Below are 25407 nucleotides of genomic sequence, written 5' to 3' on the forward strand. Positions count from 1 at the left end.
CGGCGAGGAATGGCACAGGAATCCGGCACCCGGACCCTCATCTCCCAGGCCCAGATCAGCCGGGGGCGCGGCAAGGTCATCTACTGGACGCTGCTGGTCGTCGTCGTGGCGGGCTTCACGCTCGTCTTCCTCGGCCCGCTCTACTGGATGGTGACCGGCGCGCTCAAGTCCGGTCAGGAGATCGCGCAGACCCCACCGACGCTGTTTCCGAAGGACCCCCAGCCGCAGAACTACATCGACGCCTGGAACAACCTGGAACTCGCCAAGCTGCTGTTCAACACGTTCTACTACGCGATCGGCGCGGTGCTGTTCCAGCTCGTCCTCGACGCGGCTGCCGCGTACTCGTTGTCCAAGCTGCGGCCGATCTTCGGCAACGTGATTCTCGCGCTGATGCTGGGGACGCTGATGATCCCGGCGATGGTCCTCATCGTCCCGCAGTACGTGACCGTGATCGACCTGCCGATCGTGCACATCAACCTGCTGGACTCGCCGTTCGCGATCTGGCTGCCCCTGGTGGCGAACGCGTTCAACATCTTCCTGTTGAAGCGGTTCTTCGACTCGATTCCGGAGGAGTTGATGGCGGCCGCCCTGGTGGACGGGGCGACGTCGCTGCGTACGCTCTGGTCGATCATCCTGCCGATGTCCCGCCCGATCCTCGGCGTCGTCGCGATTCTGGCCATGACGGCGGTCTGGAAGGACTTCCTCTGGCCGAAGCTGGTCATGCCGTCGCCGGAAACCCGCACGGTCAGCGTCGGCATCTACTCCTTCGCGGGTGGAACGCCCGAGAACGTGGTGATCGCCGCGTCGGTCATCGCCGCGATCCCGACAGTCATCGTCTTCCTGATCTTCCAACGCAACATCATGTCCGGTCTGACCACGGGCAGCATCAAGGGATAGCCGGCAACGTAACCTCCCGCGCGGCGAACAACGACCGTTCGCCCGAACACATGACCAGGTCCGGCGAACCCGCCGACGTACTGACGCAGAAAGCAGGTGCTCGTGTCCACAGCTGACAGAAGTCCGTGGTGGCGTGGAGCCGTGATCTACCAGGTGTATCCCCGGAGCTTCGCCGACGGCAACGGCGACGGCATCGGTGACATCGCCGGCATCCGGTCCCGGCTGAACCACCTGTCCGCGCTCGGCGTCGACGCGATCTGGTTCAGCCCCTGGTATCCCTCCCCGATGGCCGACGCCGGCTACGACGTGTCCGACTACCGCGACATCGACCCGGTCTTCGGCAGCCTGGCCGAGGCGGAGGCGCTGATCGCCGAGGCACACGCGCTGGGCATCCGGAGCATCGTCGACGTGGTGCCGAACCACTGCTCCGACGCGCACCCCTGGTTCCAGGCGGCGCTCGCCGGCGGGCCCGGCGCGGCGGAACGGGACCTGTTCTGGTTCCGGCCGGGCCGGGGCCCGAACGGCGACCAGCGGCCCACCGACTGGATCGGCGAGTTCGGTGGCGAGACCTGGACCCGCACCACCAACCCGGACGGCACCCCCGGCGACTGGTACCTGCACCTGTTCGCCCCGCAGCAGCCGGACTTCAACTGGGACCACCCGCGGGTGCGGGCGGAATTCGAGGACATCCTGCGGTTCTGGTTCGACCGGGGCGTGGACGGCATCCGGATCGACTCGGCCGGGCTGCTGGTCAAGGACGGGACACTGCCCGAGGTGCACCCGGACCAGCCACACCCGTTCCACGACCTCGACGGGGTGCACGAGATCTACCGGGGCTGGCGTCGGGTCGCCGACGAGTACGCCGACCGGGCCCTGATCGGTGAGGTGTGGCTGCCGGACCGGCAGCGGTTCGCCAACTACCTGCGCCCGGACGAGCTGCACGCCGCGTTCAACTTCGACTTCCTCGGCTGCGCATGGGACGCCGCGGCGCTGCGCGAGAGCATCGACGGGACGCTGAGCGCACACGCGCCGGTCGGCGCCCCGGCCACCTGGGTGCTCTCCAACCACGACGTCACCCGGCACGTCACCCGCTACGGTCGGGCGGACACCCGGTTCAGCTTCGCCGCCAAGCGCGAGGGGACCCCCACCGACCTGGAGTTGGGCACCCGCCGGGCCCGCGCCGCCGCGCTGCTCTCGCTGTCGCTGCCCGGCGCCGCCTACGTCTACCAGGGCGAGGAGTTGGGCCTCTACGAGGTCGAGGACATTCCGTACGCGTTGCGCCAGGACCCGATGTGGGAACGGTCCGGTCGGATCGACCCGGGTCGGGACGGCTGCCGCGTACCCCTGCCGTGGGCTGGTGACGAGCCACCGTTCGAGTTCAGTCCCGCCGGTGCCGCGGCGCCCTGGCTGCCCCAGCCGGCCGACTGGAAGGACCGGACCGCCAGCGCGCAGACCGGTGACTCCGCCTCGATGTTGGAGTTGTACCGGGCGGCGATCCAGGCCCGGCGGGCCGACCCGGCGCTCGGTGACGGTGAGCTGACCTGGCTGCCCGCCCCGGACGGGGTGCTCGCGTTCAGCCGCGGCGGTGGCTTCGCCTGCCTGGTCAACCTCTCCGACACTCCGGTGCCGATGCCGGCCGAGGGGGAGTTGCTGCTGGCCAGCGGGCCGCTCGACGACGGGTTGCTGCCGTCGGACACCGCGGTCTGGCTGCGTACCACCGAATCGGCGGACGGACCCCGCCTGACCTGACTCTGCTCGCGGTGGTGCCGGCGGCTCGTCCCGGCCGCCGGCACCACCTCACCCACGGAAAGGAGGACCGGGGGAACGCGTCACACCGCACCGACACGGGGGGATCTGGCCTGCCTGACGAAAGGGAGAGCGCAGCTCATGGCCAACCACACCACCGGCACCCCGCACCACCTTCGACACCCGACCCGGGCAGGGTTGGCCGCCATCGCCGCCACCCTGCTTGCCGCCACCTCGTTGACCGCCCTCGCGATCACCGGCACGGCGACTCCGGCCGCGGCGGCCGGGTTGTCACCCTTCGACATTTCCGGCCGGGGCGCCACCGTCCCGTTCGTCGAGCAGGAGGCGGAGGAGGCCGCCCACAACGGCTCGAAGATCGGCCCGGACCGGCGCTACGGCACGCTGCCGTCCGAGGCGTCCGGCCGGGAGGCGGTCACCCTCGACGCCGTGGGCGAGTACGTCGAGTTCACCCTCACCGCGCCGGCCAACGCGGTCACCTTCCGCTACAGCCTGCCGGACAGCCCGTCCGGGACCGGCCGGGACGCCGCCATCGACCTGCGGGCCAACGGGTCGCTGCTGAAGTCGGTCCCGGTGACCTCACGGTACGGCTGGTACTACGGCGGGTACCCGTTCAACAACAACCCGGGTGACACCAACCCGCACCACTTCTACGACGAGACCCGGGCGATGTTCGGCAGCACCCAGCCGGCCGGCACGAAGATCCGGTTCCAGGTCTCCTCCACCGCCCAGTCGCCCACGTTCACCATCGACCTGGCCGACTTCGAGCTGGTCGCACCGGCGATCACCAAGCCGTCCGGTGTGCTCGACGTGGTCACCGACTTCGGCGCCGACCCGAGCGGCGCGACCGACTCGACAGCCAGGTTCCAGGCGGCGGTCGACGCCGGCAAGGCCCAGGGTCGGGCCGTCTGGATCCCGACCGGCACCTTCACCCTCTGGGACCACGTGGTGGTCGACGGGGTGACCCTGCGCGGCGCCGGCCCCTGGTATTCGGTGCTCGGCGGCCGGCACCCCACCGACCGGAACAGGTCGGTCGGCATCTACGGCAAGTACGTCCCCGGTGGCGGCTACACCGGCCCGGTTCGCGCGCACGAGGCGAACGGGCCGAGCCGCAACGTCACGCTGCGGGACTTCGCCATCATCGGCGACATCCGCGAGCGGATCGACGACGACCAGGTCAACGCCCTGGGCGGGGCGATGACCAACTCGGTGGTCGACAACCTGTGGCTGGAGAACACCAAGGTCGGGGCGTGGATGGACGGCCCGATGGACAACTTCACCATCCGCAACAGCCGGATCCTGGACCAGACCGCGGACGGGGTGAACTTCCACACCGGCGTCACCAACTCGACGGTGACGAACACGTTCGTCCGCAACACCGGCGACGACGCCCTGGCGATGTGGGCGCAGAGCGTGCCGAACGTCAAGAACTCGTTCACGCACAACACCATCGGCGTGACCCTGCTGGCGAACCACCTGGTCAGCTACGGCGGTCGGGACATCACGATCTCCGACAACGTGACGGCCGACTCGCTGACCAACGGCGGCGGCATCCACGTGGCCAACCGCTACCCGGGTGTGCAGGGCGACACCGCGGTCCGGGGCACCTGGACGATCGCCCGGAACACCCTGATCCGCAACGGCAACTCGGACTACAACTGGAACTTCGGCGTCGGGGCGATCTGGTTCTCCGCCCTCAACGAGTCGTTCCAGCAGGCCACCATCAACATCACCGACACCGACATCCTGGACAGCTCGTACGCGGCGCTGCACTGGATCGAGGGCCAGACCAGCGGCATCAACCTCAACAACGTGCGGATCGACGGCGCCGGCACGTACGCGCTCCAGGTGCAGGCACCCAGCCAGGTGTCCTTCACCAACGTGCGGGCCACCAACATCGCGCAGAGCAACCCGATGCACAACTGCGTGGGCGGTGGCTTCCAGATCACCCAGGGTTCCGGCAACTCCGGCTGGTACACCTCGACCCCGTACTGCGGGCCGTGGCCGGACCCGCGGTGGGGTGGCGGACCCAGCACGCCGCCGCCGACCAGTCCGGCACCCACCACGCCGGCCCCGACCACCGCGGCACCGACCACGCCGCCGCCCACCAGCGGGGGGAACCTGGCGCTGAACCGGTCGGCGACCGCGACCAGCACCAACCAGAGCTACCCGGCGGCCAACGTGGTGGACGGCAACGCGGCCAGCTACTGGGAGAGCGCCAACAACGCCTTCCCCCAGTCGGTCACCATCGACCTGGGTTCGGCCCGGTCGGTCGACCGGGTGGTGCTCAAGCTGCCCAGCGGTTGGGAGCAACGCACCGAGACGCTGTCGGTGCTCGGCTCCACCGACGGCTCGTCGTACGCCACCCTGGCGTCGTCCGCCGGTCGGGTCTTCAGCCCCGGCTCGGGCAACACCGTGTCGATCGGCCTGCCGTCCGGTGACCGCCGCTACCTCCGGGTGACAGTCACCGGCAACACCGGCTGGCCGGCGGCCCAACTGTCCGAGGTCGAGGTGTACGGAGGCACGCCGACCACGCCGCCGCCGACCACGGCGCCACCCACTACGGCGCCACCGACCACTGCGCCACCGACCACCCCGCCGCCCAGCGGCAACCTGGCCGCCGGGCGCTCGATCACCGAGACCAGCCACTCCGACGTGTACGCCGCCCCCAACGCGGTGGACGGCAACGCGAACACCTACTGGGAGAGCACCAACAACGCCTTCCCGCAGTCACTGACGGTGGACCTGGGCGCCAACCGGACGGTGTCCCGGGTCGTCCTGAAACTCCCACCGTCGTCGGCCTGGCAGACGCGTACGCAGACGCTGGCGGTGCTCGGCTCCACCACCGGGTCGTCCTTCAGCACGCTGAAGGCGTCCGCCGGCTACACCTTCAACCCCGCCAGCGGCAACACCGTCACCGTGACCTTCACGGCGACCAGCCAGCGATACCTGCGGGTGACCGTCACTGGCAACACCGGCTGGCCAGCCGGTCAGCTCAGCGAGTTCGAGGTCTATTCCAGCTAGGCCGACGCCCCCCGCCCGGCTCGGGCGGGGGCAGCCGGTCGAGAGCGCGGCGCCGGACCCGCCGCACCCGTCCCACACCGCACCGTCCCCCACCTGTCGCGGCACGACGGGCGTACCCCTGCACCCGTCACCGGGCAACGCACCCACACCACCCCCGAAAGAGGTGTAGCCACCCATGTCGAGAAACGGCCCCACCCGAGGCACCCCGCGTACCGGCTCGCCCGGTCCCGTCCCCCGACCGGACCGAGCCCACCAAGCCGGCCGACTGCCGGCCAGGCTGCTCGCCGGCGCGGTCGCCGGACTGCTCCTCGCCGCCGTCCCCGCCCTCACCCCCGCGACCGCGGCCCCGGCGGCGAAGCCGGCACCGGCCCCGGCCGGGTCCGCCCGCGCGGCCCTGCTCGCCGGGCTCTCCGCCACCATGAGCGCCAGCAGCTACAACCAGAACTACGTGGCGAGCAACGCCAACGACGGCAACGCGTCGACCTACTGGGAGAGCGCCAACAACGCCTTCCCGCAGTGGATCCAGGCGGACCTGGGCGCCACGGTCAGCGTCGACCGGGTGGTGCTCAAGCTGCCGCCCGCGGCGGACTGGCAGACCCGCACCCAGACGCTGTCGGTGCTGGGCTCCACCAACGGCTCGTCCTTCAGCACCCTGAAGGCGTCCGCCGGCTACACCTTCAACCCGAGCAGCGGCAACACCGTCACCGTCAGCTTCACCGCCGCCAGCACCCGCTACGTCCGGGTGCAGGTAACCGGCAACACCGGCTGGCCGGCCGCGCAGCTCTCCGAGGTCGAGGTGTACGGCGCCAGCGGCGGCACCGACAGCCAGGCGCCGAGCGCCCCGGGCAACCTGGCGTACACCCAGCCGGCCAGCGGACAGATTCGGCTCACCTGGTCGGCGTCCTCCGACAACGTCGGGGTGACTGGCTACGACGTGTACGCCAACGGTGGGCTGCGCGGCAGCGTCAACGGCTCGACGCTCACCTACACCGACAGCCAGTCGGACAGCGCCACCGTCTCGTACTACGTACGGGCCAGGGACGCGGCCGGCAACCAGTCGGCGAACAGCAACACAGTGACCCGGACCGGCACCGGCAACCCGCCGACCGGGAGCAACCTGGCGGTCGGCAAGCCGATCACCGCCTCCGGTTACGTGCACACGTTCGTGGCCACCAACGCCAACGACAACAACGTGGCCACCTACTGGGAGGGCAACGGCACCCCGAGCACGCTGACCGTGCAGCTCGGTGCGAACGCCAGCCTCAGCCAGGTCGTCGTGAAGCTCAACCCGGACTCGGCCTGGGGTGCGCGTACGCAGAACATCACGGTGCTCGGGCGGGACCAGGGCTCGTCGAGCTTCACCACCCTGGTCGGTGCGACGAACTACACCTTCAACCCGGGCAGCGGCAACACGGTGACCATCCCGGTCTCCGGCGCGGCGGCCGACGTCCGGCTCTCGATCGCCTCGAACACCGGTGCACCGGCCGGGCAGGTGGCCGAGTTCCAGGTCTTCGGCACCCCCGCGCCGAACCCGGACCTGACCGTGACCGGTATGTCGTTCAGCCCGTCGGCACCGGTGGAGACCAGCACCATCACGCTCTCCGCGACAGTCCGCAACGCGGGCTCGACGGCCTCCGGCGCGACGAACGTCAACTTCTACCTGGGCTCCACCCGGGTCGGCACCGCGTCGGTCGGTGGCCTCGCGGCGGGCGCCTCGACCACGGTCAGCGCCAGCATCGGCACCCGTGACGCGGGCAGCTACCCGCTCAGCGCCAAGGTCGACGAGTCGAACACCGTCGTCGAGTCCGACGACACCAACAACAGCTACTCCAACCCCAGCCCGCTGGTGGTCAGCGCGGTCGCCACGTCGGACCTGGTCGCCTCGTCGGTGGCCTGGTCGCCGGGCAACCCGTCGGCCGGCAACACTGTCACCTTCTCGGTGTCGGTGCGCAACGCCGGCACCGTGGCGTCCGCGTCCGGCTCGCACGGCATCACGCTGACCGTGCTCAACGAGTCCGGCACGGTGGTCCGTACGCTGACCGGCTCGTACTCCGGGGTGATCAACGCCGGTGCCACGGTCGGCCCGGTCAACCTGGGCACCTGGACCGCCGCGAACGGCAAGTACACAGTCCGCGTGGTGCTCGCGGCCGACGGCAACGAGCTGCCGGTCAAGCAGACCAACAACACCAGCGACCGTCCGCTCTTCGTCGGTCGCGGCGCGAACATGCCGTACGACATGTACGAGGCCGAGGACGGCGCGGTCGGCAGCGGCGCCAGCGTCGTCGGGCCGAACCGGGAGGTCGGCGACCTGGCCGGCGAGGCGTCCGGTCGGCGTGCGGTGACCCTCAACTCGACCGGCAGCTACGTCGAGTTCACCACCCGGGCCAGCACCAACACCCTGGTCACCCGGTTCTCCATCCCGGACGCCCCGGGCGGCGGTGGGATCAACTCGACGCTGAACGTCTACGTCAACGGCACGTTCCACAAGGCCATCGACCTGACGTCCCGGTACGCCTGGCTCTACGGCAACGAGACCAGCCCGGGCAACTCGCCGAGCGCGGGCGGGCCGCGGCACATCTACGACGAAGCCAACGTCATGCTCAACTCGACGGTCCCGGCCGGCAGCAAGATCCGCCTCCAGAAGGACTCGGCCAACACCACCAACTACGCGATCGACTTCATCAACACCGAGCAGGTGTCGCCGATCGCCAACCCGGACCCGACGCGCTACACTACGCCGACCGGCTTCACCCACCAGGACGTGCAGAACGCCCTGGACCGGGTGCGGATGGACACCACCGGCACCCTGATCGGGGTGTACCTGCCGGCCGGCAACTACTCCACCTCGTCGAAGTTCCAGGTGTACGGCAAGGCGGTGCAGGTGACCGGTGCCGGCCCCTGGTACACCCGGTTCAACGCCCCGTCGGGCCAGGACAACACCGACATCGGCTTCCGGGCCGAGAACTCGGCGGCGAACTCGTCCTTCAAGAACTTCGCCTACTTCGGCAACTACACCTCGCGGATCGACGGTCCGGGCAAGGTGTTCGACTTCTCCAACGTGTCGAACATCGTGATCGACAACATCTGGAACGAGCACATGGTGTGCCTCTACTGGGGCGCGAACACCGACTACATGACGATCAAGAACTCCCGGATCCGCAACATGTTCGCCGACGGCATCAACATGACCAACGGGAGCACCAACAACCTGGTCAGCAACAACGACGCCCGGGCCACCGGCGACGACAGCTTCGCGCTGTTCTCGGCGATCGACGCGGGCGGCGCCGACATGAGGGACAACGTCTACGAGAACCTGACCTCGACCCTCACCTGGCGGGCCGCCGGTGTGGCCGTCTACGGCGGCTACGGCAACACGTTCCGCAACATCTACATCGCGGACACGTTGGTCTACTCCGGCATCACCATCAGCTCGCTCGACTTCGGCTACCCGATGAACGGCTTCGGTGCCAGCCCGCCGACCCGGTTCGAGAACATCTCGATCGTGCGGGCCGGTGGGCACTTCTGGGGCTCGCAGACCTTCCCGGCGATCTGGGTCTTCTCCGCCTCGAAGGTGTTCCAGGGCATCCGGGTCAGCGACGTCGACATCGTCGATCCGACCTACAGCGGCATCATGTTCCAGACCAACTACGTCGGCGGGCAGCCGCAGAACCCGATCACCGACACGGTCTTCACGAACATCTCGATCAGCGGGGCCCGTAAGAGCGGTGACGCCTACGACGCGAAGTCCGGCTTCGCCATCTGGGCCAACCCGATGCCGGAGGCCGGGCAGGGGCCGGCCGTCGGGTCGGTCACCTTCAACAACCTGCGGCTGAGCAACAACGCGGTGGACATCCAGAACCCCACGACAACCTTCACCATCAACCGCAACTGAGCTAGCCGGTAGCCGATGCCGCCGGGGGGTGCACTCCTCCCGGCGGCATCGTGCCGTGTCGGCCCTCGCCCGCCACGAACCGGGCCGCGCCAGCGGCCGCGTCCGTGGCCAGCGAAGCCATCCCGTACGCCAGCTCGGTCGCCAGCGCCTCCGGCTCGGGCAGCCCGCCGCCCGCCAGGACCGCCGCCCGGTCGTTGCGCAGGCAGGTCTGCGGGTGCCGGGCGATCGCCGCCGCCAGCTCCTCGGCCGCGGCCCGCGCCTGGCCGGGTGGCACCACCCGATTGACCAACCCCATCGAGTACGCCTCGTCCGCCCTCACCGGCCGGCCGGTGAGGATCAGATCCATGGCCCGGCTCTCGCCGATCAGTCGAGGCAGCCGCACGGTGCCACCGTCGATCAGTGGCACTCCCCAGCGGCGGCAGAACACCCCGAGCGTCGCGTCGGACTCGGCGACCCGCAGGTCGCACCAGAGTGCCAACTCAAGGCCACCCGCCACCGCGTACCCGGAGATCGCCGCGATCACCGGTTTGCTGAGCGTCATCCGGGTCGGGCCCATCGGGCCGTCCCCCTCCGGCTCGACCCGGTTGCCGCTCGGCGTGCCGAGGGCCTTGAGGTCGGCGCCGGCGCAGAACGTGCCGCCAGCCCCCCAGAGCACGGCCACCGCGGCGTCCGGGTCGGCGTCAAAGGCCCGAAACGCATCGGCGAGCGCCCGAGCCGTAGGCCCGTCGACGGCGTTGCGAACGTCCGCCCGGTCGAGCACCACCGTGCTGACTGCCCCGACCCGCTCGACCCGCACACCCATCCCGCCAGCATGCCCGCCCCGCCCCACCCCCCACAATCCCGCCGATCTTGCACTCCGGTCGCCGATTCGCGAGGTGTGCCCTATCTTGTCGCGACACAAAGTGCAAGATCGGCGGTGTGGGTGGCGCGGCAGGTTTGTTCCCGCCTACCGGTTTGCGACCGCGATCGCCGGGAAGTCGGTACTCGTGCGAGCACTTTTGACGAAAGTTGAGCAGGACTCCCGGCTGGACCGCGCGGGTGACCGGTTGCAGAAGGCCGTCCTGGGGACACTGCGTCCGCGGCGGCTGCGCGACCTGCTGCACGGGGTGACCCTCGGGCATCCACTACACCCGGCGATGGTGCAGGTGCCGGTCGGCGCGTGGATCAGTGCCGCCGTGCTGGACCTGATGCCCGGCCAACGTCGACCCGCCACCGTGCTGGTCGGCCTGGGCACCGTCAGCGCGCTGCCGGCGGCGGTCGCCGGGCTGAACGACTGGGCGGCACTCGCCCGGGACCAGCGCCGGGTCGGCCTCGTGCACGCCGCCGCCAACACCGTCGGCATGACGCTCTACGCCGGCTCACTGGCCGCGCGGCTGTCCGGTCGGCACGGCGTCGGCCGCGCACTCGGCTTCCTCGGGCTCTCCACCGTGAGCCTCGGCGCGTACATCGGGGGTCACCTCGCGTACAAGCAGGGGGCGCAGGTCAACCAGAGCGTCTCCGAGTTGCACCGGATGACCGACGGCTGGCACTCGCTTGCCGACATGGCCACGTTGCCGCAGCGCACCCTGATCACCCGAGAGGTGGACGACGACATCTCGGTGATCCTCTACCGGCACGGTGACGAGGTGACCGTGATGTTGGAGCGGTGCCCGCACCAGAGCGGGCCGCTCGGCGAGGGCGAGGTGCAGGAGATCGACGGCCACGCCTGCGTGGTCTGCCCGTGGCACGGCAGCGCGTTCCGGCTCAACGGCGGCGAGGTCATGCAGGGGCCCTCCGGCAACGACCAGCAGATCCTGCCCACCCGGATCCAGAACGGTGTGCTCCAGACCCGCCTGCCCTGAGGCGGTACGCGCCGAGCCCCGGCGAACGGATCAGCCGCGTCGGTGTCGGCCGACCGACGGCCCGTCCGGTACGGAGTCCCCGTCGTGCCCGCCGTCGAAGAATCCGCCTTCGGCGCTGCCGCCAGCCCAACCGTCGTCGGCACCCCAGCCCGACGCACCGGCGGGCGCCGTTCCGCCGCCGGGCGGTGCCATTCCACTGCCGTTCGGTGCGGTACCGCCGTCGCGAGATGCCGTGCCACCACCGTTCGGTGCCGTGCCGTCGTTGCGGGTTGCTGGCGCTTCGACGGCCGCGACCGTCCAGCTGGCGGCCCACGCGGCACCACTTCCCGCCGACCCGGAACCGGTTCGCCGGCCGCCGCTGGTTCGGCCCGCGCGCTCGGCGCCCCGGCTCGTGCTCCCGCCGGCCCGGCCGGTGCTCCGGCCCGCACCGCCCCGGGGCGTACGGGAGGAAGCGAGAGCCGCTCCGGCGGTGGCCGGGCGGCGGCGCAGCCCCAACACGGCGCCGATCTGAGCGCCGACGATGCTCGCCACGGCGAGGACGGCCGAGACGGCGAGCGGACGGTTCACCCGGTCCTCGGTGCCGGCTCGGGCCGCGCCGACGGTCATCGCCGGTGGTTGGCCCGCCTCCGTATTGCTGGGGGGCGCCGGGGCCGGCTGCCGCGGTGCGGCCCGTTCGGGCGCCGGACGGGGCGCGGGTGGTTTCGGCGCCGCGGGCTGGTCGACGATCCGACCGGTGGCGTGCTGCCGGGCACCCTGGTCGGCGGCCTCCGTGGGCAGTCGAAGCAACTGGCCGGGGCGGATCCGGTCCGGGTCGTCGATCTTGTTGAGCTTGGCGAGCTGTCGGTAGTCGCCGAACTCGTCCAGGTAACGCTCGGCCACCTCGCCGAGGTAGTCGCCCCGCGCCACCCGGTACACCGGGGCGGGCTCGTCGTTGGCCGTCGAGCCACCGGGGGCGGCGGCCCTGCCCGCCAGCCCGCCCGGCGCCAGCGGGGCTGCCGTGTCCGGCGTCGTACCCGCGCGGGTCGGTGCGGCCAGGGTGGCGGTGGCCGGTGCGTTCGTGCTCGCGTACGCCGGGGCGCCGTAGACCGCCGCGGCGCTGGCGGCGGCCGGGCTGGCGGCGAGGATCAGCGCGACCGAGCCGACAAGCGCGGCGGCGGCCTTCTGCTGGCGACTCATCCCGGGCAGCCTCGGTGCCGGGCGGCGCAGGCTCTGCGCCCCCAACTCGACGAGGACGGAGAAGGCGAACGTGGCCCAGCCGAACCAGCCGGCCACCGCCAGTGCCCGCAGGAAGAGCTGGCCGTCGTCCCGGCTGGTCAGCGTGGTACCGATCTCGGCGATGCTGGGAAGGTGGTCAGGCAGGGGATTGCCAGCGAAGGCCAGCAGCGCGATCGGCGCGCCAACCAGCAGCGCGCACAGCACGGCCAGCGCGCCGACGCCGGTGAGGATCCGTCCGGTCCGTCGTACGACGGACCCACCCGATACGGGCATGGCTGCCTTCCTTCCTACGGTGCTGCTGCGGTGATGGCCCGCGCGGTCGCCTCGCCGGTGACGGTGACCGTCTTGTCCTGGATGAACGGCCCGACCATCGAGCGGTTGTAGGTGATCGTGACGGTGACCCGGATCAGGGTTTGCCCGGCGACCTCGGGGAAGCTCACGGTGTGGCCGCTGGTGCCGGTGGCGGCGGCCAGGTAGTTGGCGACCGCCGCGATCGCCTCGGTCTGGTCGATCCGCGGCACCCCGCCATCGATCGCGGTCGCCCGATCGATGGCCTGACCACCGGCGCGGGCGGCCTCGGCGGCCAGGTTCTCGGCACGTTGCAGGGTGCGTAGCTGGCCGGCGCCGTCGAAGGAGAGACCCACGATGGCCAGTACGCCGATCATCGCCACCGCCAGGAAGATGCTCACCCGGCCGTGGTCGCCCGAGAGGCGGCGGGCGTCCGCGGTCATTCCCGCCCCCGGTAACGGTCCAGTGGCGAGGTGAACGTCGCGCTCACCTGCTTCTCGCTCGGCATTCCGGGCAGGACATCGAGGGCGATGTCCTGGAGCGACACCAGGCAGGTCACCGTCACCGTCACCGTGGCGTCCGCACCGACCGTGCTGCTGAAGGCGTCGTCGAAGCTGGTCGGTTGGCCAGCCACCGAGCCGGTGAGTTTCGGGTTCGGGTCGTTGGCACAGGCCAACCCGTGCCAGTCCAGTTGGTCCTGGACGGCCTTCAGCGCCGCTGTCCGGGCCGTGGTCGAGTCCCGGGAGATCGACGCGGCGCGGGCGGCGTCGTGTGCCGCGGCGTCGATCGTCTCCGCCGCCACCGCGGTACGCCCGACGACGCCGGCCAGCACCATCAGCGCGATGAACGCGGGCGCGAGCACCGCCACCTCGATGGAGACCGAGCCCCGCTCGGCGGCGTGTTTCACGGCTCGGTCACCCTCTCCACCGTCCCGTGGGCGCTCTGCCGCACCGCGAAGTCCACGCCCGGCACCACCGACAGGGACCGGCCGCTCACCGTGCAGGTGACCTCGACCTCGTCGATGATCACGCAGGTCGGGTCGGCGCTGTCCCAGCCCACCAGCCAGCCGCCGGCGGCCTGGAGGAAGCGGGTCGCGCTGTCCACGCCGGCACCCTCGGGCGCCTGGTAGGGCCGTTGCGCGTTGACGCCGCTCTGCGCGGCGTGCAACGCGGTCGAGCGGGCGAGAAAGACGGCCGCGACCTGGACCGAGGCGAAGAGCAGCACCATGATCAGCGGCATCAGCACGGCCAGCTCCACCGGATTCGCGCCCCGCTCCCGGTCGGCGCCCGCGAGGCGGCGCCGGATGGCGCTGACCACCCGGTGCCACCTGGGGACCGCGGCTCGACGCATTCCGGCTACCCGCCCGCACCTTCGCCGGTGCCGGGGCCGGGGCCTGTGCCGCCGCCCGGGTGGTCCGGGATGCCGCCCATCCAGCTGTTGGCCTTGGCCAGGGCCAGGGCGGTGACGGCCACGGCGACGGCGACCAGGCCGGCGATGATCACCGCGGTGGGCACCGGGCTGTCACCGCGTTCACCGTCGCGGCGCAGCTCGGCCAGCCGCGTCGTCAGCACGACGTGCAGGTAGCTGAGGATGGACATGGCGTTACTCCTTCAGGGGGAGGGCTTTCAGACACGGGCGATGAACGGATAGAGCACGAAGCCGAGCAGCACGAAGACGAGCAGTGCGCCCGGAATGTCGAGTCGACTTGTCACCCCCTCGGCGCGGGCGAGGTTGTCGGTGCGGATCTGGTCGCGTAACGAGTCGGCCCGGCTGCGCAGGGTCTCGTGCACCTGTGCCCCCTCGCTGCCGGAGGAGCGCATGATCGCGCCGACGTCGCCCAGCTCCGGAATTCCGATCTTGTCGGCGAGGTCGCGCAACTCGTCCCACGGCGCGTGCATCTGCATCTGGGCGATCCGCAGCGACTCCTGGAGCCGGTCGAACACCCAGCCGTCGCAGACCGCCGCGGCGCGCTCCAGCGACTGCACCGGCCCGTGTGCGGCGGAGAGCTGCAACGCCACCAGGTCGAGGTAGGTGCAGACGGCCGCCCGGAACTCCTCCCGGGCGGCCTCGGCCTTGGTCAGCACGGCCCGGTGTGCCAGCAGCCCGCCGATCAGTGCCAGGCCGAGGCTGCCGAGCACCGGTACGACGAGCGGGAACGACAAGCCGAGCACCAGCAGCGCCACCCCGAGCAGGGTCGGCGTGGCCAGCCCGATCAGGGCGGAGAGCAGCACTGACAGCGCGTACTGCTCGGGGGTCTGGCCGATCAGGGCGAGAGCCCGGTGCGGCGGCCGCAACCAGCGGGACAACCCGGTCAGCGAATCCAGTCGCCGGGAGGCGGGAGTGGTGGCGCGACCGGTGCCCGGCGGCTGGTGCAGCCGGCGCAGCGCCGGCCCGAGCGCCGGGGTCGCCGGCACCAACTCCCGGACCACCAGGAACACGCCCAACCCGACCCCGGCACCACCACAGACCGCGACAACCAACGGCCAGTTCACGATCATGTTCATGCGATCACCTCGGCCGGGTCGGGCGCCGGCAGGAACCGGGACGGCCGCCGCGGCTGGCTCATCGACCGCACCCAGGCGAGCAGGCCGATGAAGGCCGCGCCGAGGGCGGCCATCACCACCTGACCCACCGGCGTGCCGTACGGCTTGATGTACTCGGCGTTGAGCAGCCCGTACGCCAGGGTGGCCAGGGTCATCCCGGTGAGGAAGCGGACCGCAAACCGGGGTTGGGTCCGCTTGGCCTCGATCTCCCGACGGGTGGCCACCTCTGCGGACGCCGCGCCGGCGATCGAGCCGAGCACGTCACCCAGCCGTTCGCCCCGGTCCGAGAGGTGCAGGATCAGCGCCGCCACCACCTGGTCGCCAACCGGGTCGGCGATCTCGTCGGCGAACGCCAGCAGCGCGGACCGGGCCAACCAGCCGGCCTGGAGACGAGCGGCGAGTAGTCGCACCTCGTCCTCGATGCCGGGTGGCACGCTGCCGATCGTGCCGATGATCGACTGTTGGAGACCCTGCCCGGTGCCGGAGACGTCCTTGAGTCGGCGGGTCCACTCACCCACCGCCTCGATTCGGGCGATCGCCCGCTGCTCGGACTTGCCCACCCCGAACAGCCACGGGGTGCCGGGCACGGCCACCGCCACCAGCAGGCCCACCACCGGCAGCCCGGTCAGCAGGAACGCCAACGCGCCAGCGCCCAGCGCGGCGACCAACAGCGCCTGGTAGGCCCGCTGCTCGGCCGGGGTGGCGCCCGGCCCGCGCCACAGTCGACCCAGACCCTGCCCGCCTCCCGGACGAGGCCCCGGGGGTCGGCGGGTGCCGACAAGTGCGACCACCGCCAGCAGCAGACCGGCCACACAGGCGGCCCCGGAGACCACCGCGATCACCTCAAGGCTGCCCACCATCAGGTCACCGCCGGGCCAGTCGGGTCTGCCGGGGCCGCCGCCAGGCACCGGCACCGGCCTCGACCCACCGGGTCAGCAGCCGCGCGTCGTAACCCACCCGCAGCAACTGGTCGCGGACCCGCTCGGGCAGGTGCCGGGGGACCGCCCGACCGTCCGGGCCGGGCCCGAAAACCGTGGTGGTGGTGATCCGTCCAGCTTCACCGGGCCCGATCACCTCCTCCACGTGCGAGACGAACCGGTGTTTACGCCCGCCGATGGCGGTCTCGTCCTCGACGGTGACGTAGACGATCAGGTCGAGGGCGTTGCCGGCCATCCGACGGGCCTGGTCGACTGTCATCTCACGGCCGTGCGCCAGCGCCAGCTCGACGATTCGTTCGCCCACCCCGGCAGCCGTGCGAGCGTGGATCGTGCACATCGAACCCCGGCTGGTGGTCATCGCCTGGAGCATCGGCACGATCTCCCGGGACCGCACCTCACCCACGATGATCCGCAACACGCCCATCCGCAGCGACAGCGGGATCAGGTCGGCGATCGTCACCTCACCGGCCGGACGCCCGTCGAAGCCGCGCTCGCCGTGCCCCTCCCGGGCCTCGAAGCTCATCACCGCCCGGTGCCGCTCCCGGCGGCGGGCCGGCAGCAACTCCCGGCTCTCCTCCAACAGCACGTACGGCTCGTCCGGCGGGATCTCGTTCATCAACGCCCGGATGATCGTGGTCTTGCCGGCACCGGCCAGCCCGGCGACCATGATGTTCAACCCGGCGCGCATCGCCGCGCGGAGGAAGTCGCGCAGCAGCGGGTCGATCATCTCGTCCAGGTCACCCCGGGCGCCCGCGATGTCGTCGAGGCTCACGTCCAGGGTGTTGTGCTTGCGGATGACCGCGTACGGGCGGTGGCTGACCAGGAACACCGCCGCCAGTCGACTGCCGTCGGGCAGTTGCAGGTCGAGGGTGGGCTTCACGGTGGACAGGGACCGCTCGGTCGCACCCGCCCGGCGGGCCGCCGCCTGGAGGATCTCCACCAGCTCGGCGTCGCTGTCGGCGATCGGTTCGGCCCAGTCCACCCCGCCGCCGTGCCGGGCGATGCGTACCTGGTCGCAGCCGAGGATGTGCACCTCCTCGATGGTGTCGTCGACAAGCAGCGTCTGCAGCCGACCCAGCCCCACCAGCTCGGCGGTCACCTGGTCGAGCAGCAGACGTTCCTCGCCGGCGGCCATCGGGGTGCCGGCCCGGCGGACGAAGTCCGCGTACGCGGCGACCACCATGACGGCCAGCCGGGCCCGCTCGGTGTCCTCCTCGTCGACGGTGAACTCCCGGCCGCGCTGCCACAGGGTGAGCCGTTCGGTGAGTTCCCGGCGTAGTTCCCGGACCACCTGGAAGTCCATCCGGGGTCGGGGCGTGGACGCCGGCGGTGGCGTGGCGGTCGGTGTCGGCTGCGGCATCGGCACGGACTGGTGGTGCCGGCCGTTCGGCCCGGCCAGCGGCGGCTCGGTGGAGGTCGCGCCCGGCGGCTGTTGGCGAGGATCCGCGGAGACCGGCTCAAACCGCATCCGGGACCCCCTGCTGCACGGGCCAGGCCAGCCGGGCCTGCCGCCGCTCCAGGAGCGCGCCGATCGGCACCTCCAACGCGGCGGCCGCGCGCATCAGCGGCCGTCCGGTCCGCACGGTCCCGCCCAGGGCGAGCACCCCGGCGGTACGGGGATCGTGTGGCAGCCGTGCGATCACCGGCAGTTTCAGGGCGCGACTGATCTCGGCTCGCCCGTGCCCGCCGCCGACCAACAGCAGCCGCAGGGTGCCGGCTGGCACCCGGTGCTCGGCGAAGTCCCGTTCGATCGCGGTGATCACCGCCCGGGTGCCGGAGAGGTCCGGCAGGTGCGCCCGGCTCACCAGCAGCACCACCGAGGCTGCCCGCAGCACGGGCCACGGTGGTGCGGCCACGTGCAGCCGGCCGCAGTCGACAAGCACGTCGTAGCCGGGGATGCCGCGGTCGAGGGTGTTGAAGTAGTCGGCGAACCGCTGCCAGAGCGGGGTGACGCTGCCACCCTGGGCCGGGTCGACGATCCCGGGCAGCAGCAGTCGTTCCCGCCGGGGTGCGTCCAGGTCGACAAGTTGCGACCAGAACGCGGTCTCCAGGTTGCCGTCGCGCAGCTCCCCGACGGCCAGTTCGCCGATGCCGCGGGGGCCGTCCAACTGGCCGCCGAGATAGCCGGCGAGGATCGACCCGCCGGCCGGGTCGCACTCGGCGAGCACCAGTCGTCGGTGCCAGGCCAGCGTGCAGGCCAGCGCGGAGGTCGTGACGCCGGGCGAACCCTTCGCCGACACCAGCGCGATGATCGCCATGCTCAGGCCGCCTCGGTCAGCACGACGGCGATGCGCGCCTGCGCGGTGAGGGCCACCACCGCGGGCACGTCCCGGGTGGAGAGCGCCAGGTACAGCACCTTGTCGGTGTTGGCCGGGCTGACCATGTCGATCACGATGGCCGGGAACCGGGTGCCGGCGGCGGTCGGGTCCCCGTTGGCGCTGCGGTCCGGGGTGCTGATCAGCAGGACCTTGTCCCCGGGGTGCAGTTGCCGAGCCGGCACCTGGGCGGTTTTCAGGCCCAGCGCGATCTGCTGCTGGTCGGGGCCGAGCAACGGATCGTCGGTGACCTGCCCCAGGGTGAGCAGGGTGCCCGGGACCAGCTTCACGGCGGCCCGTTTGCCGACCACCTCGTCGAGCCGGCCGGCGGGCACCGGGCGCAGCCCCTGCCCGCCGGCGACCTGCACGGTGACCAGGTCGGTGGCGCTGATCTCCCGACCCACCTCCACCGGCCGGGCGACCGCGAGATAGCTGCCGGTGGCCCGGACCGAGGTGACCGCGAACGCCGCGCCCAGCCCACCCAGGGCGATCAAGAGTACGGCGAGACCGAGCAACCCCGGGCGGACCCGACGCTGTCGGACCACCCTGGGCGGGCTGACCGGTGCGTCCACCGACCCGGTCCCGTTGTGCGTCGCGAGACTCATCGGGTCACCACCTGGAGTTCGTTGATCTGGATCTGTACGACGCCGCTGTTCCGGGTCACCAGGATTTCTCCGCTCTCCCCACCGCCGTTCCAGGTCACCTTCCAGTGGGTGGTGGCGGTGACGTCGTAGGTGCCGGCCTTCTGGTAGCCCTTGTGGTAGCCGCAGGTCGGGGAGGTGCGGCCGGCAAGCTCGTCGTCCGTCGCGACGTACGGGGTGCCGGCACCGGGGCAGGACACCCGCTCGCCGTTGCCCATGTCCCAGACGATCTCGCTAACCTCCGCGGTGATCTTGACTGTGACCTCCCGGTCGGTCTCGTCGGCGGAGATCGGGCCGAAGTAGCCGGGGTCCTTGTCGTCGGACCACATCCACACCGGCAGGCCGACCAGGCCGGGGCCGTTCTTCTTGCGGGGTGCGACAGCCAGCGGCGCCGGCTTCAGCGTGATCTTCGCCAGGGCGCGGCGGGCCAGCTCCTCCGGGTCGGGCGGCGCGCCGAAACCGGGCGGCGGCTCGCGCAGCACCACTGTTATGTTGCCCACGTCCGCGCCGCCGTTGCAGGTCTGCACGTACCAGTGCTGGCCCTCGGGCGCCTCGTCCTGCGGCTCGGCCAGCTTGTAGTAGCAGCCGTCGCCGCTGTCGAACCAGCCCTTGAACTCGTCGTAGCAGGGCACCGTCCGCCCGTTCCACCGGCAGCCGACGCCGCCACCGCCGCCACCGTCGTCGTCCCCGCCACCGTTGTCCCCGCCGCCACCGGGACCGCCCGGATTGCCGGGTTCGTCGTCCCAGACGCTGCAGTCGGGCTGGTCGGGCGGGCAGCTCGCCCCCGGGCCGGCACGCCGAGCGGCGGCGGCCGGCACTGTCGTGCCGACCACCAGGAGGAGCGCGAGCCCGATCCCGGCGAGGGCCCGCCGAGCTGTCGCGACCCCGGGAGTACGCGCCGGAGCGCCCCTTCCCGCCCAGGTCAGCATGGCTGGTCCCGGTGCAGCGCGCCCGCGTTGATCAGCCATCGGCCGTCGGGATATCGGGTCGCCGTGGCGGTGGAGAGGTGCCTACCGCCGCCGCTGCCCGGCACCACGCGCTTGTTCTTGGCGTAGACCAACCGGTAGTCGGTCATGTCCAGGCAGTCCTGGATCTCGACGGTGGCCGGGTTCGCATCCAGGCTGGCGGCGGCCACGGTCGGGTCGGACTTCAGCGTCCCGGTTCGCACAGCACCGTGCTCCTTAGCATCACGAATGGACAATCGCACCCGGGTCAGAAGTGGATCAGCGAGAAATCGGGACAGTTCCGGCGCGTGCGGATCACTGCGCCCACTCGCCGCCCGCGAGGCCGCCAGATAACCGGAGTACGCGTCAAGCGCCGCCTTTTCGGCAGCGCGCCGTTCGACGTCCGGATCTGTCCGTTGCCCGTCGTCCTGGGCTGCCGCCGGCCTTTCGACGGCCTCCGGCCCGCCGGCGCAGGCGGTGACCGGCACCACCGCCACGACCGCCAGCAGGCAGATTGCCGCTCGTCTGAGCTGCCGTCCGCGCACCGTCGAGCCTCCTCGTGGTCGCCCGGCGCGGTGACGGATCACCGCCGCAGGGCATGCGGAAGCGCGCCCGGATCAGCACATCCGGAGCCGATCATTGCGCCTCTGCATTCACCGTTACGGATCTTCTACAAATGCATGGTCCCGTGTCGTCGGATTGTGGAGGTGAGGCTTGCATCACACCCAAGGGGCGAGCATAAGCTGACGCTCGCCGATGCAACAGAGGCAATCAAAGCGAATACGCTCCGTGGTGACAGGTGGTGGTGGCGGGTGTCCGTACCGCGTCCGGCGCAACGGCCCGGCGGGAGATCATCCACGGCCGGGCGCCGGTGGGCCGCTCGGGGGCAACGACGTCTCGTCGGCGGTCCTGGGAGTAGGACATCGCGGTCTCATCCCGGCATCCGGGTGGGGTTGTCGACCTATCGACGAGCTGTCTCGTCCAGCGGGGTGCCCGGTCCCGATCCCGCCGGAGGCACCCTCCGGTGGCCGGTCGGAGAGGTCGCTTTCTGCGCCATCCGCCACACCGCAGCGATTGCTCAGTCACTATCCGTGTTTGCCGTCGCGGAGGGACGTCGGAGCGCCCCGACGGTGACATGGCGCTGACCGGCCGCCCGGTCGTGGCGCACGTCCGGGTCCCGACCGTGCTCGCGTTCCTCACGGTCAGCCCACTGATGCGGATGGCCGCGCTGCGCTACGCCGTACCGTCGGGCCTGCCGAACCGGACCGGCTGCGACGCCTGCGGCGCGCCGGTCCGCCTGACCCGGCCCTGGCCCGCGCTGGGCCCGGCGGCCCGGTGCGGTCGCTGCCGCGCACGGGTCGGCCCTCCGCCGGGCACGGTCGAGCTGGCCGGGCTCACCGCGCTGCTGCTGCTGGCAGTTGTCGGCCCAGCGGGCGGGGCGCTGCCGGCGCTGGCCTGGTGGCTCGGCTGGACGATCCCGGCGGTCTTCGTCGACCTGGCCGCGCACCGGCTGCCGGACCGGCTCACCCTGCCAGCGGCAGCCGGGACGTGGCTGCTGCTCGGCGTCGCCGCCGCCCTGGCCGGCGAGCCGGGGCCCTGGCTACGGGCTGCCGTCGGCGGCGCGGGGCTGGCGCTGTTCTTCGCCACCACCACGGTGCTGCTGGGCAACCGCGGCTTCGGGCTGGGTGACGCCAAGCTGGCGCTCGGTGTGGGGGCGCTGCTCGGCTGGTACGGCTGGCCGGTGCTGCTGCTCGGGCTGCTGCTCGCCTTCGGGCTGTCCGCCGTGGTGAGCCTCGGCCTGTTGGCCACCCGTCGGGCCCGCTGGAGCACGCACCTGCCGTTCGGCCCGTTCCTCCTCCTCGGCACGGTGGGCGCGCTCCTGCTGCCCGGCTGACCGCCGGGTCACCGGCGGGTGCGGCTCGGCAGTTTCGGCGTCGGGCGGTCGGCGCGGTCGGATCGACGGCGTAGCACCTCGGCGGCCGGGCGGGCCAGCAGCGGGGTTGCCACCACGGCGACCAGCGCACCGAACAGCACACCGGCGATCACGTCGTGCGGGTAGTGCACGCCCACGAAGACCCGGGAGAAGGCGCCCAGCGCGGCCAGGGGCAACGCGACCAGACCGAGTCGGCGGGAGAGCAGCAGCGTGGTCACCGCCAACGCGCCGGCCACTGTCGCGTGGTTGCTGGGAAACGACCAGTCGCCCGGGGGTGGGCAGGTGCCCGCGATGATCGCCCGGCCGACCGTCCGACAGGGGCGATCCTCGTCCACCACGGTCTTGAACCATTCGCTGCCGACGTACGCCAGAATGGCCGGCAGCGGCGCGATCAGGGCGAGCGCCCGGTCGTGCGGACCGCCGGACCGGCGGGTCAGCGCGGCCATCAGCAGCAGCGCGCCGAGCAGCAGGATCACCCCCTCGGTGGCGTGCCCGACGAACCACTGCACCGGCTCCGGGCTGCTGGCGGCGGCGTCGACGACGTCGCGGTACCACTCGACACTGATCTCTGGGACGTCCATGTTGCCGTTGTCGGCCATGCCTCACCTCACCTCACGTTCATACCCTGTTCACCTTCGAGGCACCCTAGGAACACGGCAGCGGGCATCACAGCCGACGAAGGTCGGTCGGGCTTCCTGACCTTCGTCCAGGATTCGTTCAGCCTGCTCTGCTTGGCTGGTCGAGGACGTCGGCATTCACAGGAGGCTTTGTGCAGACCAGTTCGGCCACCGACCAACCGCCGCCCGCCAGCGAGACGGTGGACGACCAGGCCTGGCGGATTCGACGGACGAAGGCCGACCTGGACCGGCTCGACGAGACCGAGTCGATCTTCGCGGTGGGCAACGGGTGGGTCGGTTGGCGTGGCGTCCTCGACGAGGGCGTGCCGTGCGGAATGCCGGGCAGTTACGTCAACGGCCTGCACGAGCGGCGCGAGCTGAGCTACCCCGAGGAGGGGTACGCGTTTCCACCGGCCAGCGACACCGTCATCAGCGCGCCGAACGCCGCGCTGATCCGGCTCTGGGTCGACGACGAGCCGCTGGACATCCGGACCGGGACGCTGCGCCACCACGAGCAGGTGCTCGACCTGCGCTCCGGCGTGCTGCGCCGGGAGACCGAGTGGATCTCGCCGGCCGGGCGGGCGGTGCGCATCCGCAGCACCCGGTTGGTGTCCCTGCCGCGCCGCCCGGTCGCCGCCGTCCGGTACCAGGTCGAGCCGCTAGACGCCCCCGTCGAGGTGCGGGTCTGCTCGGATCTGCTGGCCAACGAGACGGTGCCGGAACGCTCGGACGATCCCCGCGCGGCCTCGGTGCCCGACAACCCGCTGACCGCCGAGGCCCACCGTGCCGCCGGGCGCGACGGAGTGCTGGTGCACCGCACCGAACGCAGCGGTCAGCGCGTCGCGGTCGCGGTCAGTCACCTGGTGGACGGGCCGGGCACGCTCACCACCACCGGCGACGACACCCCGGACCGGGTTCGGCTGACCGTGGCGGGCCGCCTGCACCCGGGGGAGTGGCTGCGGTTGACGAAGTTCGCCGCGTACGAATGGGCGGCTGTCGACGCGACACCCGCCGACGAGTTGGCCGCCCTGGTCACCGCCGAGGCGGACGCCGCCCGCGCCGACGGCTTCGACGCGCTGCTCGCCGACCAGCGCGCCGCCCTGGACGCGGCCTGGCAGGTCGCCGACGTGCAGCTCGACGGCGACCCGGAGCTACAACAGGCGGTCCGGTTCGCGATGTTCCACCTGATCCAGTCCGGCCGCCCGGACTCCGACCGGACCATCCCGGCGAAGGGCCTGACCGGCAACGGCTACGACGGGCACGTCCTCTGGGACACCGAGACCTACGTCCTGCCGGTGCTCACCTACCTGGCACCGGCGGTGGCCCGGTCGGCGCTACGGTGGCGGCACAGCCACCTGCCCGAGGCCCGTGAGCGGGCCACGGAGCTGCGGCTGACCGGTGCGACGTTCCCGTGGCGCACCATCGGCGGCCGGGAGTGCTCCGGCTACTGGCCGGCCGGCACCGCCGCACTGCACGTCAACGCCGACATCGCCGACGCGGTGCTGCGCTATCTGGCCGCCACCGACGACGAGCGGTTCCTCGCCGAGTCGGGGCTGGAGTTGCTGGTGGAGACGGCGCGCCTCTGGCACGGCTTCGGGCACTGGTCGGACGAGGGCCACTTCCACCTGCACGGCGTGACCGGCCCGGACGAGTACGCCGCGCTTGTCGACGACAACGTCTTCACCAACCTGATGGCCCGGCGCAACCTGCGGGGCGCGGCGGACGCCGCCGAGCGGCACCCCGACCTGGCCGACCGGCTCGGCGTGGACCGCGACGAGATCGCCGGCTGGCGGGCCGCCGCCGATGCGGTCTTCGTCCCGTACGACCGCACGCGCGGCGTGCACCAGCAGGCCGCCGGGTTCACCGGGCAGCCCGAGTGGGACTTCGCCAACACGGGCGACGACGACTATCCGCTGCTGCTGCACTTCCCCTACCTGGAGCTGTATCGCAAGCAGGTGGTCAAGCAGGCCGACCTGGTGCTCGCCATGCAGCTCTGCCCCGGCGAGTTCACCGCCGCCGAGAAGGCCCGCAACCTGGCCTACTACGAGGCCCGTACCGTCCGCGACTCGTCGCTGTCGGCCGCCCCGCAGGCGGTGCTGGCCGCCGAGGTCGGGCACCTGGACCTGGCGTACGACCTGTTCGCCGAGTCGGTCCTGCAGGACCTGGCGGACCTGGGCGACAAGACCGCCGACGGGCTGCACCTGGCCTCGCTGGCCGGTGCGTGGCTGGCGCTGGTGCGGGGCTTCGGCGGCCTGCGCGACGACCGGGGTGTGCTCTCCTTCGACCCTCGGCTGCCACGACGGATCGACCGGCTGGCGTTCAACCTGCGCTGGCGCGGCCACCGGCTGCGAGTCACGTTGACCCCGACCGAGGCCCGCTACGAGTTGCCCGGTGCCGGCCCGGACGCCGAGGTCGAGCTGTGGCACCACGGTGAGTCGCTGCGAGTCACCGGGGCCGAGCCGGTCACCCGGCCGATGCCGCCGGTGCCCGACCCCGGGCCGGAGCCGCCCTCCCCACCCGGTCGTCGCCCCACCCGCCGCTCGGCCGACTGAGCC

20 protein-coding genes and 1 pseudogene are annotated in these 25407 nt (G+C 71.6%); 7 read left to right on the forward strand and 14 right to left on the reverse strand.

The genetic code is table 11. From position 1 onward, the window contains the following. The first annotated feature begins 9 nt into the window (after nt 1-9). The 4 genes from AB0B14_RS31815 (at nt 10) to AB0B14_RS31830 (ending at nt 9577) form a co-directional block, all read left to right on the forward strand. On the forward strand, nt 10-897 hold the full coding sequence (locus tag AB0B14_RS31815) for a carbohydrate ABC transporter permease (RefSeq protein ID WP_357068878.1): 888 nt from the start codon (nt 10-12) through the stop codon (nt 895-897). Between the two features lie 141 nt (nt 898-1038). Beyond that, a complete protein-coding gene (locus AB0B14_RS31820) occupies nt 1039-2646 on the forward strand; it encodes a glycoside hydrolase family 13 protein (protein ID WP_357525767.1) in 1608 nt (535 codons plus the stop codon). 138 nt (nt 2647-2784) lie between these two features. After that, nucleotides 2785-5685, forward strand: a complete 2901-nt coding sequence (locus AB0B14_RS31825; RefSeq protein WP_357525769.1) for a discoidin domain-containing protein — start codon at nt 2785-2787, stop codon at nt 5683-5685. A gap of 175 nt (nt 5686-5860) precedes the next feature. Then, entirely contained in the window at nt 5861-9577 is a 3717-nt protein-coding gene (locus AB0B14_RS31830; protein ID WP_357525771.1) for a discoidin domain-containing protein, read from the forward strand. 1 nt (nt 9578) lies between these two features. Here AB0B14_RS31830 and AB0B14_RS31835 read toward each other — a convergent pair whose 3' ends face one another. Next, entirely contained in the window at nt 9579-10379 is an 801-nt protein-coding gene (locus tag AB0B14_RS31835) for a crotonase/enoyl-CoA hydratase family protein (RefSeq protein WP_357525773.1), read from the reverse strand. Between the two features lie 184 nt (nt 10380-10563). Here AB0B14_RS31835 and AB0B14_RS31840 point away from each other — a divergent pair, with 184 nt between their 5' ends. Next, nucleotides 10564-11418: a Rieske 2Fe-2S domain-containing protein gene (locus tag AB0B14_RS31840; RefSeq protein ID WP_357525775.1), complete on the forward strand. Its 855-nt coding sequence runs from the start codon at nt 10564-10566 to the stop codon at nt 11416-11418. A 468-nt stretch (nt 11419-11886) separates the two neighbouring features. Here the strand turns inward: AB0B14_RS31840 and AB0B14_RS31845 are convergent. From AB0B14_RS31845 to AB0B14_RS31900, 12 genes and pseudogenes are all read right to left on the reverse strand, one after another. After that, nucleotides 11887-12906 (reverse strand): annotated as a pseudogene (locus AB0B14_RS31845) (LysM domain-containing protein); the annotation flags it as partial. 14 nt (nt 12907-12920) lie between these two features. Further along, the gene (locus AB0B14_RS31850) at nt 12921-13364 is read right to left on the reverse strand and encodes a pilus assembly protein TadG-related protein (protein ID WP_357068866.1); all 444 of its coding nucleotides are present in this window, start codon (nt 13362-13364) and stop codon (nt 12921-12923) included. Beyond that, the gene (locus AB0B14_RS31855) at nt 13361-13828 is read right to left on the reverse strand and encodes a TadE/TadG family type IV pilus assembly protein (RefSeq protein ID WP_357525777.1); all 468 of its coding nucleotides are present in this window, start codon (nt 13826-13828) and stop codon (nt 13361-13363) included. The genes AB0B14_RS31850 and AB0B14_RS31855 overlap by 4 nt, the downstream gene beginning before the upstream one ends. Next, nucleotides 13825-14271, reverse strand: a complete 447-nt coding sequence (locus AB0B14_RS31860) for a TadE family protein (protein WP_357525779.1) — start codon at nt 14269-14271, stop codon at nt 13825-13827. The genes AB0B14_RS31855 and AB0B14_RS31860 overlap by 4 nt, the downstream gene beginning before the upstream one ends. A 5-nt stretch (nt 14272-14276) precedes the next feature. Continuing rightward, entirely contained in the window at nt 14277-14519 is a 243-nt protein-coding gene (locus AB0B14_RS31865) for a hypothetical protein (protein WP_357525781.1), read from the reverse strand. Nucleotides 14520-14546: 27 nt separating this feature from the next. Further along, nucleotides 14547-15416, reverse strand: a complete 870-nt coding sequence (locus AB0B14_RS31870; RefSeq protein WP_357525813.1) for a type II secretion system F family protein — start codon at nt 15414-15416, stop codon at nt 14547-14549. A 5-nt stretch (nt 15417-15421) separates the two neighbouring features. After that, on the reverse strand, nt 15422-16324 hold the full coding sequence (locus AB0B14_RS31875) for a type II secretion system F family protein (protein WP_357525783.1): 903 nt from the start codon (nt 16322-16324) through the stop codon (nt 15422-15424). Nucleotides 16325-16328: 4 nt separating this feature from the next. Next, nucleotides 16329-17870, reverse strand: a complete 1542-nt coding sequence (locus AB0B14_RS31880; protein WP_357525785.1) for an ATPase, T2SS/T4P/T4SS family — start codon at nt 17868-17870, stop codon at nt 16329-16331. Further along, nucleotides 17860-18660, reverse strand: coding sequence for a ParA family protein (locus tag AB0B14_RS31885; protein ID WP_357525787.1), 801 nt, complete (start codon nt 18658-18660; stop codon nt 17860-17862). The genes AB0B14_RS31880 and AB0B14_RS31885 overlap by 11 nt, the downstream gene beginning before the upstream one ends. A 2-nt stretch (nt 18661-18662) precedes the next feature. Further along, entirely contained in the window at nt 18663-19322 is a 660-nt protein-coding gene (locus tag AB0B14_RS31890; RefSeq protein WP_357068852.1) for an SAF domain-containing protein, read from the reverse strand. Next, on the reverse strand, nt 19319-20287 hold the full coding sequence (locus AB0B14_RS31895) for a hypothetical protein (RefSeq protein ID WP_357525789.1): 969 nt from the start codon (nt 20285-20287) through the stop codon (nt 19319-19321). The genes AB0B14_RS31890 and AB0B14_RS31895 overlap by 4 nt, the downstream gene beginning before the upstream one ends. Beyond that, nucleotides 20281-20847: a hypothetical protein gene (locus AB0B14_RS31900; protein WP_357525790.1), complete on the reverse strand. Its 567-nt coding sequence runs from the start codon at nt 20845-20847 to the stop codon at nt 20281-20283. The genes AB0B14_RS31895 and AB0B14_RS31900 overlap by 7 nt, the downstream gene beginning before the upstream one ends. Before the next feature lie 590 nt (nt 20848-21437). Between AB0B14_RS31900 and AB0B14_RS31905 the strand changes: the two genes are divergently transcribed. Further along, complete coding sequence (locus AB0B14_RS31905) at nt 21438-22196, forward strand: A24 family peptidase (protein WP_357068846.1); 759 nt, start codon at nt 21438-21440, stop codon at nt 22194-22196. 8 nt (nt 22197-22204) lie between these two features. On the opposite strand, the gene AB0B14_RS31910 is transcribed toward AB0B14_RS31905, so the two are convergent. After that, complete coding sequence (locus AB0B14_RS31910) at nt 22205-22834, reverse strand: phosphatase PAP2 family protein (protein WP_357068844.1); 630 nt, start codon at nt 22832-22834, stop codon at nt 22205-22207. A 218-nt stretch (nt 22835-23052) separates the two neighbouring features. Between AB0B14_RS31910 and AB0B14_RS31915 the strand changes: the two genes are divergently transcribed. After that, nucleotides 23053-25404, forward strand: coding sequence for a glycosyl hydrolase family 65 protein (locus AB0B14_RS31915; protein WP_357068967.1), 2352 nt, complete (start codon nt 23053-23055; stop codon nt 25402-25404). Nucleotides 25405-25407: the final 3 nt, after the last annotated feature.

It is taken from the genome of Micromonospora sp. NPDC049171 (genome assembly GCF_040648275.1).
Lineage (GTDB): Bacteria > Actinomycetota > Actinomycetes > Mycobacteriales > Micromonosporaceae > Micromonospora.

Bases quoted from the DNA above. Each gene is read 5' to 3' on its own strand.
- AB0B14_RS31815 (WP_357068878.1), top strand. From the start codon at position 10: ATGGCACAGGAATCCGGCACCCGGACCCTCATCTCCCAGGCCCAGATC.
- AB0B14_RS31825 (WP_357525769.1), top strand. From the start codon at position 2,785: ATGGCCAACCACACCACCGGCACCCCGCACCACCTTCGACACCCGACC.
- AB0B14_RS31830 (WP_357525771.1), top strand. From the start codon at position 5,861: ATGTCGAGAAACGGCCCCACCCGAGGCACCCCGCGTACCGGCTCGCCC.
- AB0B14_RS31835 (WP_357525773.1), bottom strand. From the start codon at position 10,379: ATGGGTGTGCGGGTCGAGCGGGTCGGGGCAGTCAGCACGGTGGTGCTC.
- AB0B14_RS31850 (WP_357068866.1), bottom strand. From the start codon at position 13,364: ATGACCGCGGACGCCCGCCGCCTCTCGGGCGACCACGGCCGGGTGAGC.
- AB0B14_RS31860 (WP_357525779.1), bottom strand. From the start codon at position 14,271: ATGCGTCGAGCCGCGGTCCCCAGGTGGCACCGGGTGGTCAGCGCCATC.
- AB0B14_RS31865 (WP_357525781.1), bottom strand. From the start codon at position 14,519: ATGTCCATCCTCAGCTACCTGCACGTCGTGCTGACGACGCGGCTGGCC.
- AB0B14_RS31875 (WP_357525783.1), bottom strand. From the start codon at position 16,324: ATGGTGGGCAGCCTTGAGGTGATCGCGGTGGTCTCCGGGGCCGCCTGT.
- AB0B14_RS31880 (WP_357525785.1), bottom strand. From the start codon at position 17,870: ATGCGGTTTGAGCCGGTCTCCGCGGATCCTCGCCAACAGCCGCCGGGC.
- AB0B14_RS31885 (WP_357525787.1), bottom strand. From the start codon at position 18,660: ATGGCGATCATCGCGCTGGTGTCGGCGAAGGGTTCGCCCGGCGTCACG.
- AB0B14_RS31890 (WP_357068852.1), bottom strand. From the start codon at position 19,322: ATGAGTCTCGCGACGCACAACGGGACCGGGTCGGTGGACGCACCGGTC.
- AB0B14_RS31895 (WP_357525789.1), bottom strand. From the start codon at position 20,287: ATGCTGACCTGGGCGGGAAGGGGCGCTCCGGCGCGTACTCCCGGGGTC.
- AB0B14_RS31905 (WP_357068846.1), top strand. From the start codon at position 21,438: ATGGCGCTGACCGGCCGCCCGGTCGTGGCGCACGTCCGGGTCCCGACC.
- AB0B14_RS31910 (WP_357068844.1), bottom strand. From the start codon at position 22,834: ATGGCCGACAACGGCAACATGGACGTCCCAGAGATCAGTGTCGAGTGG.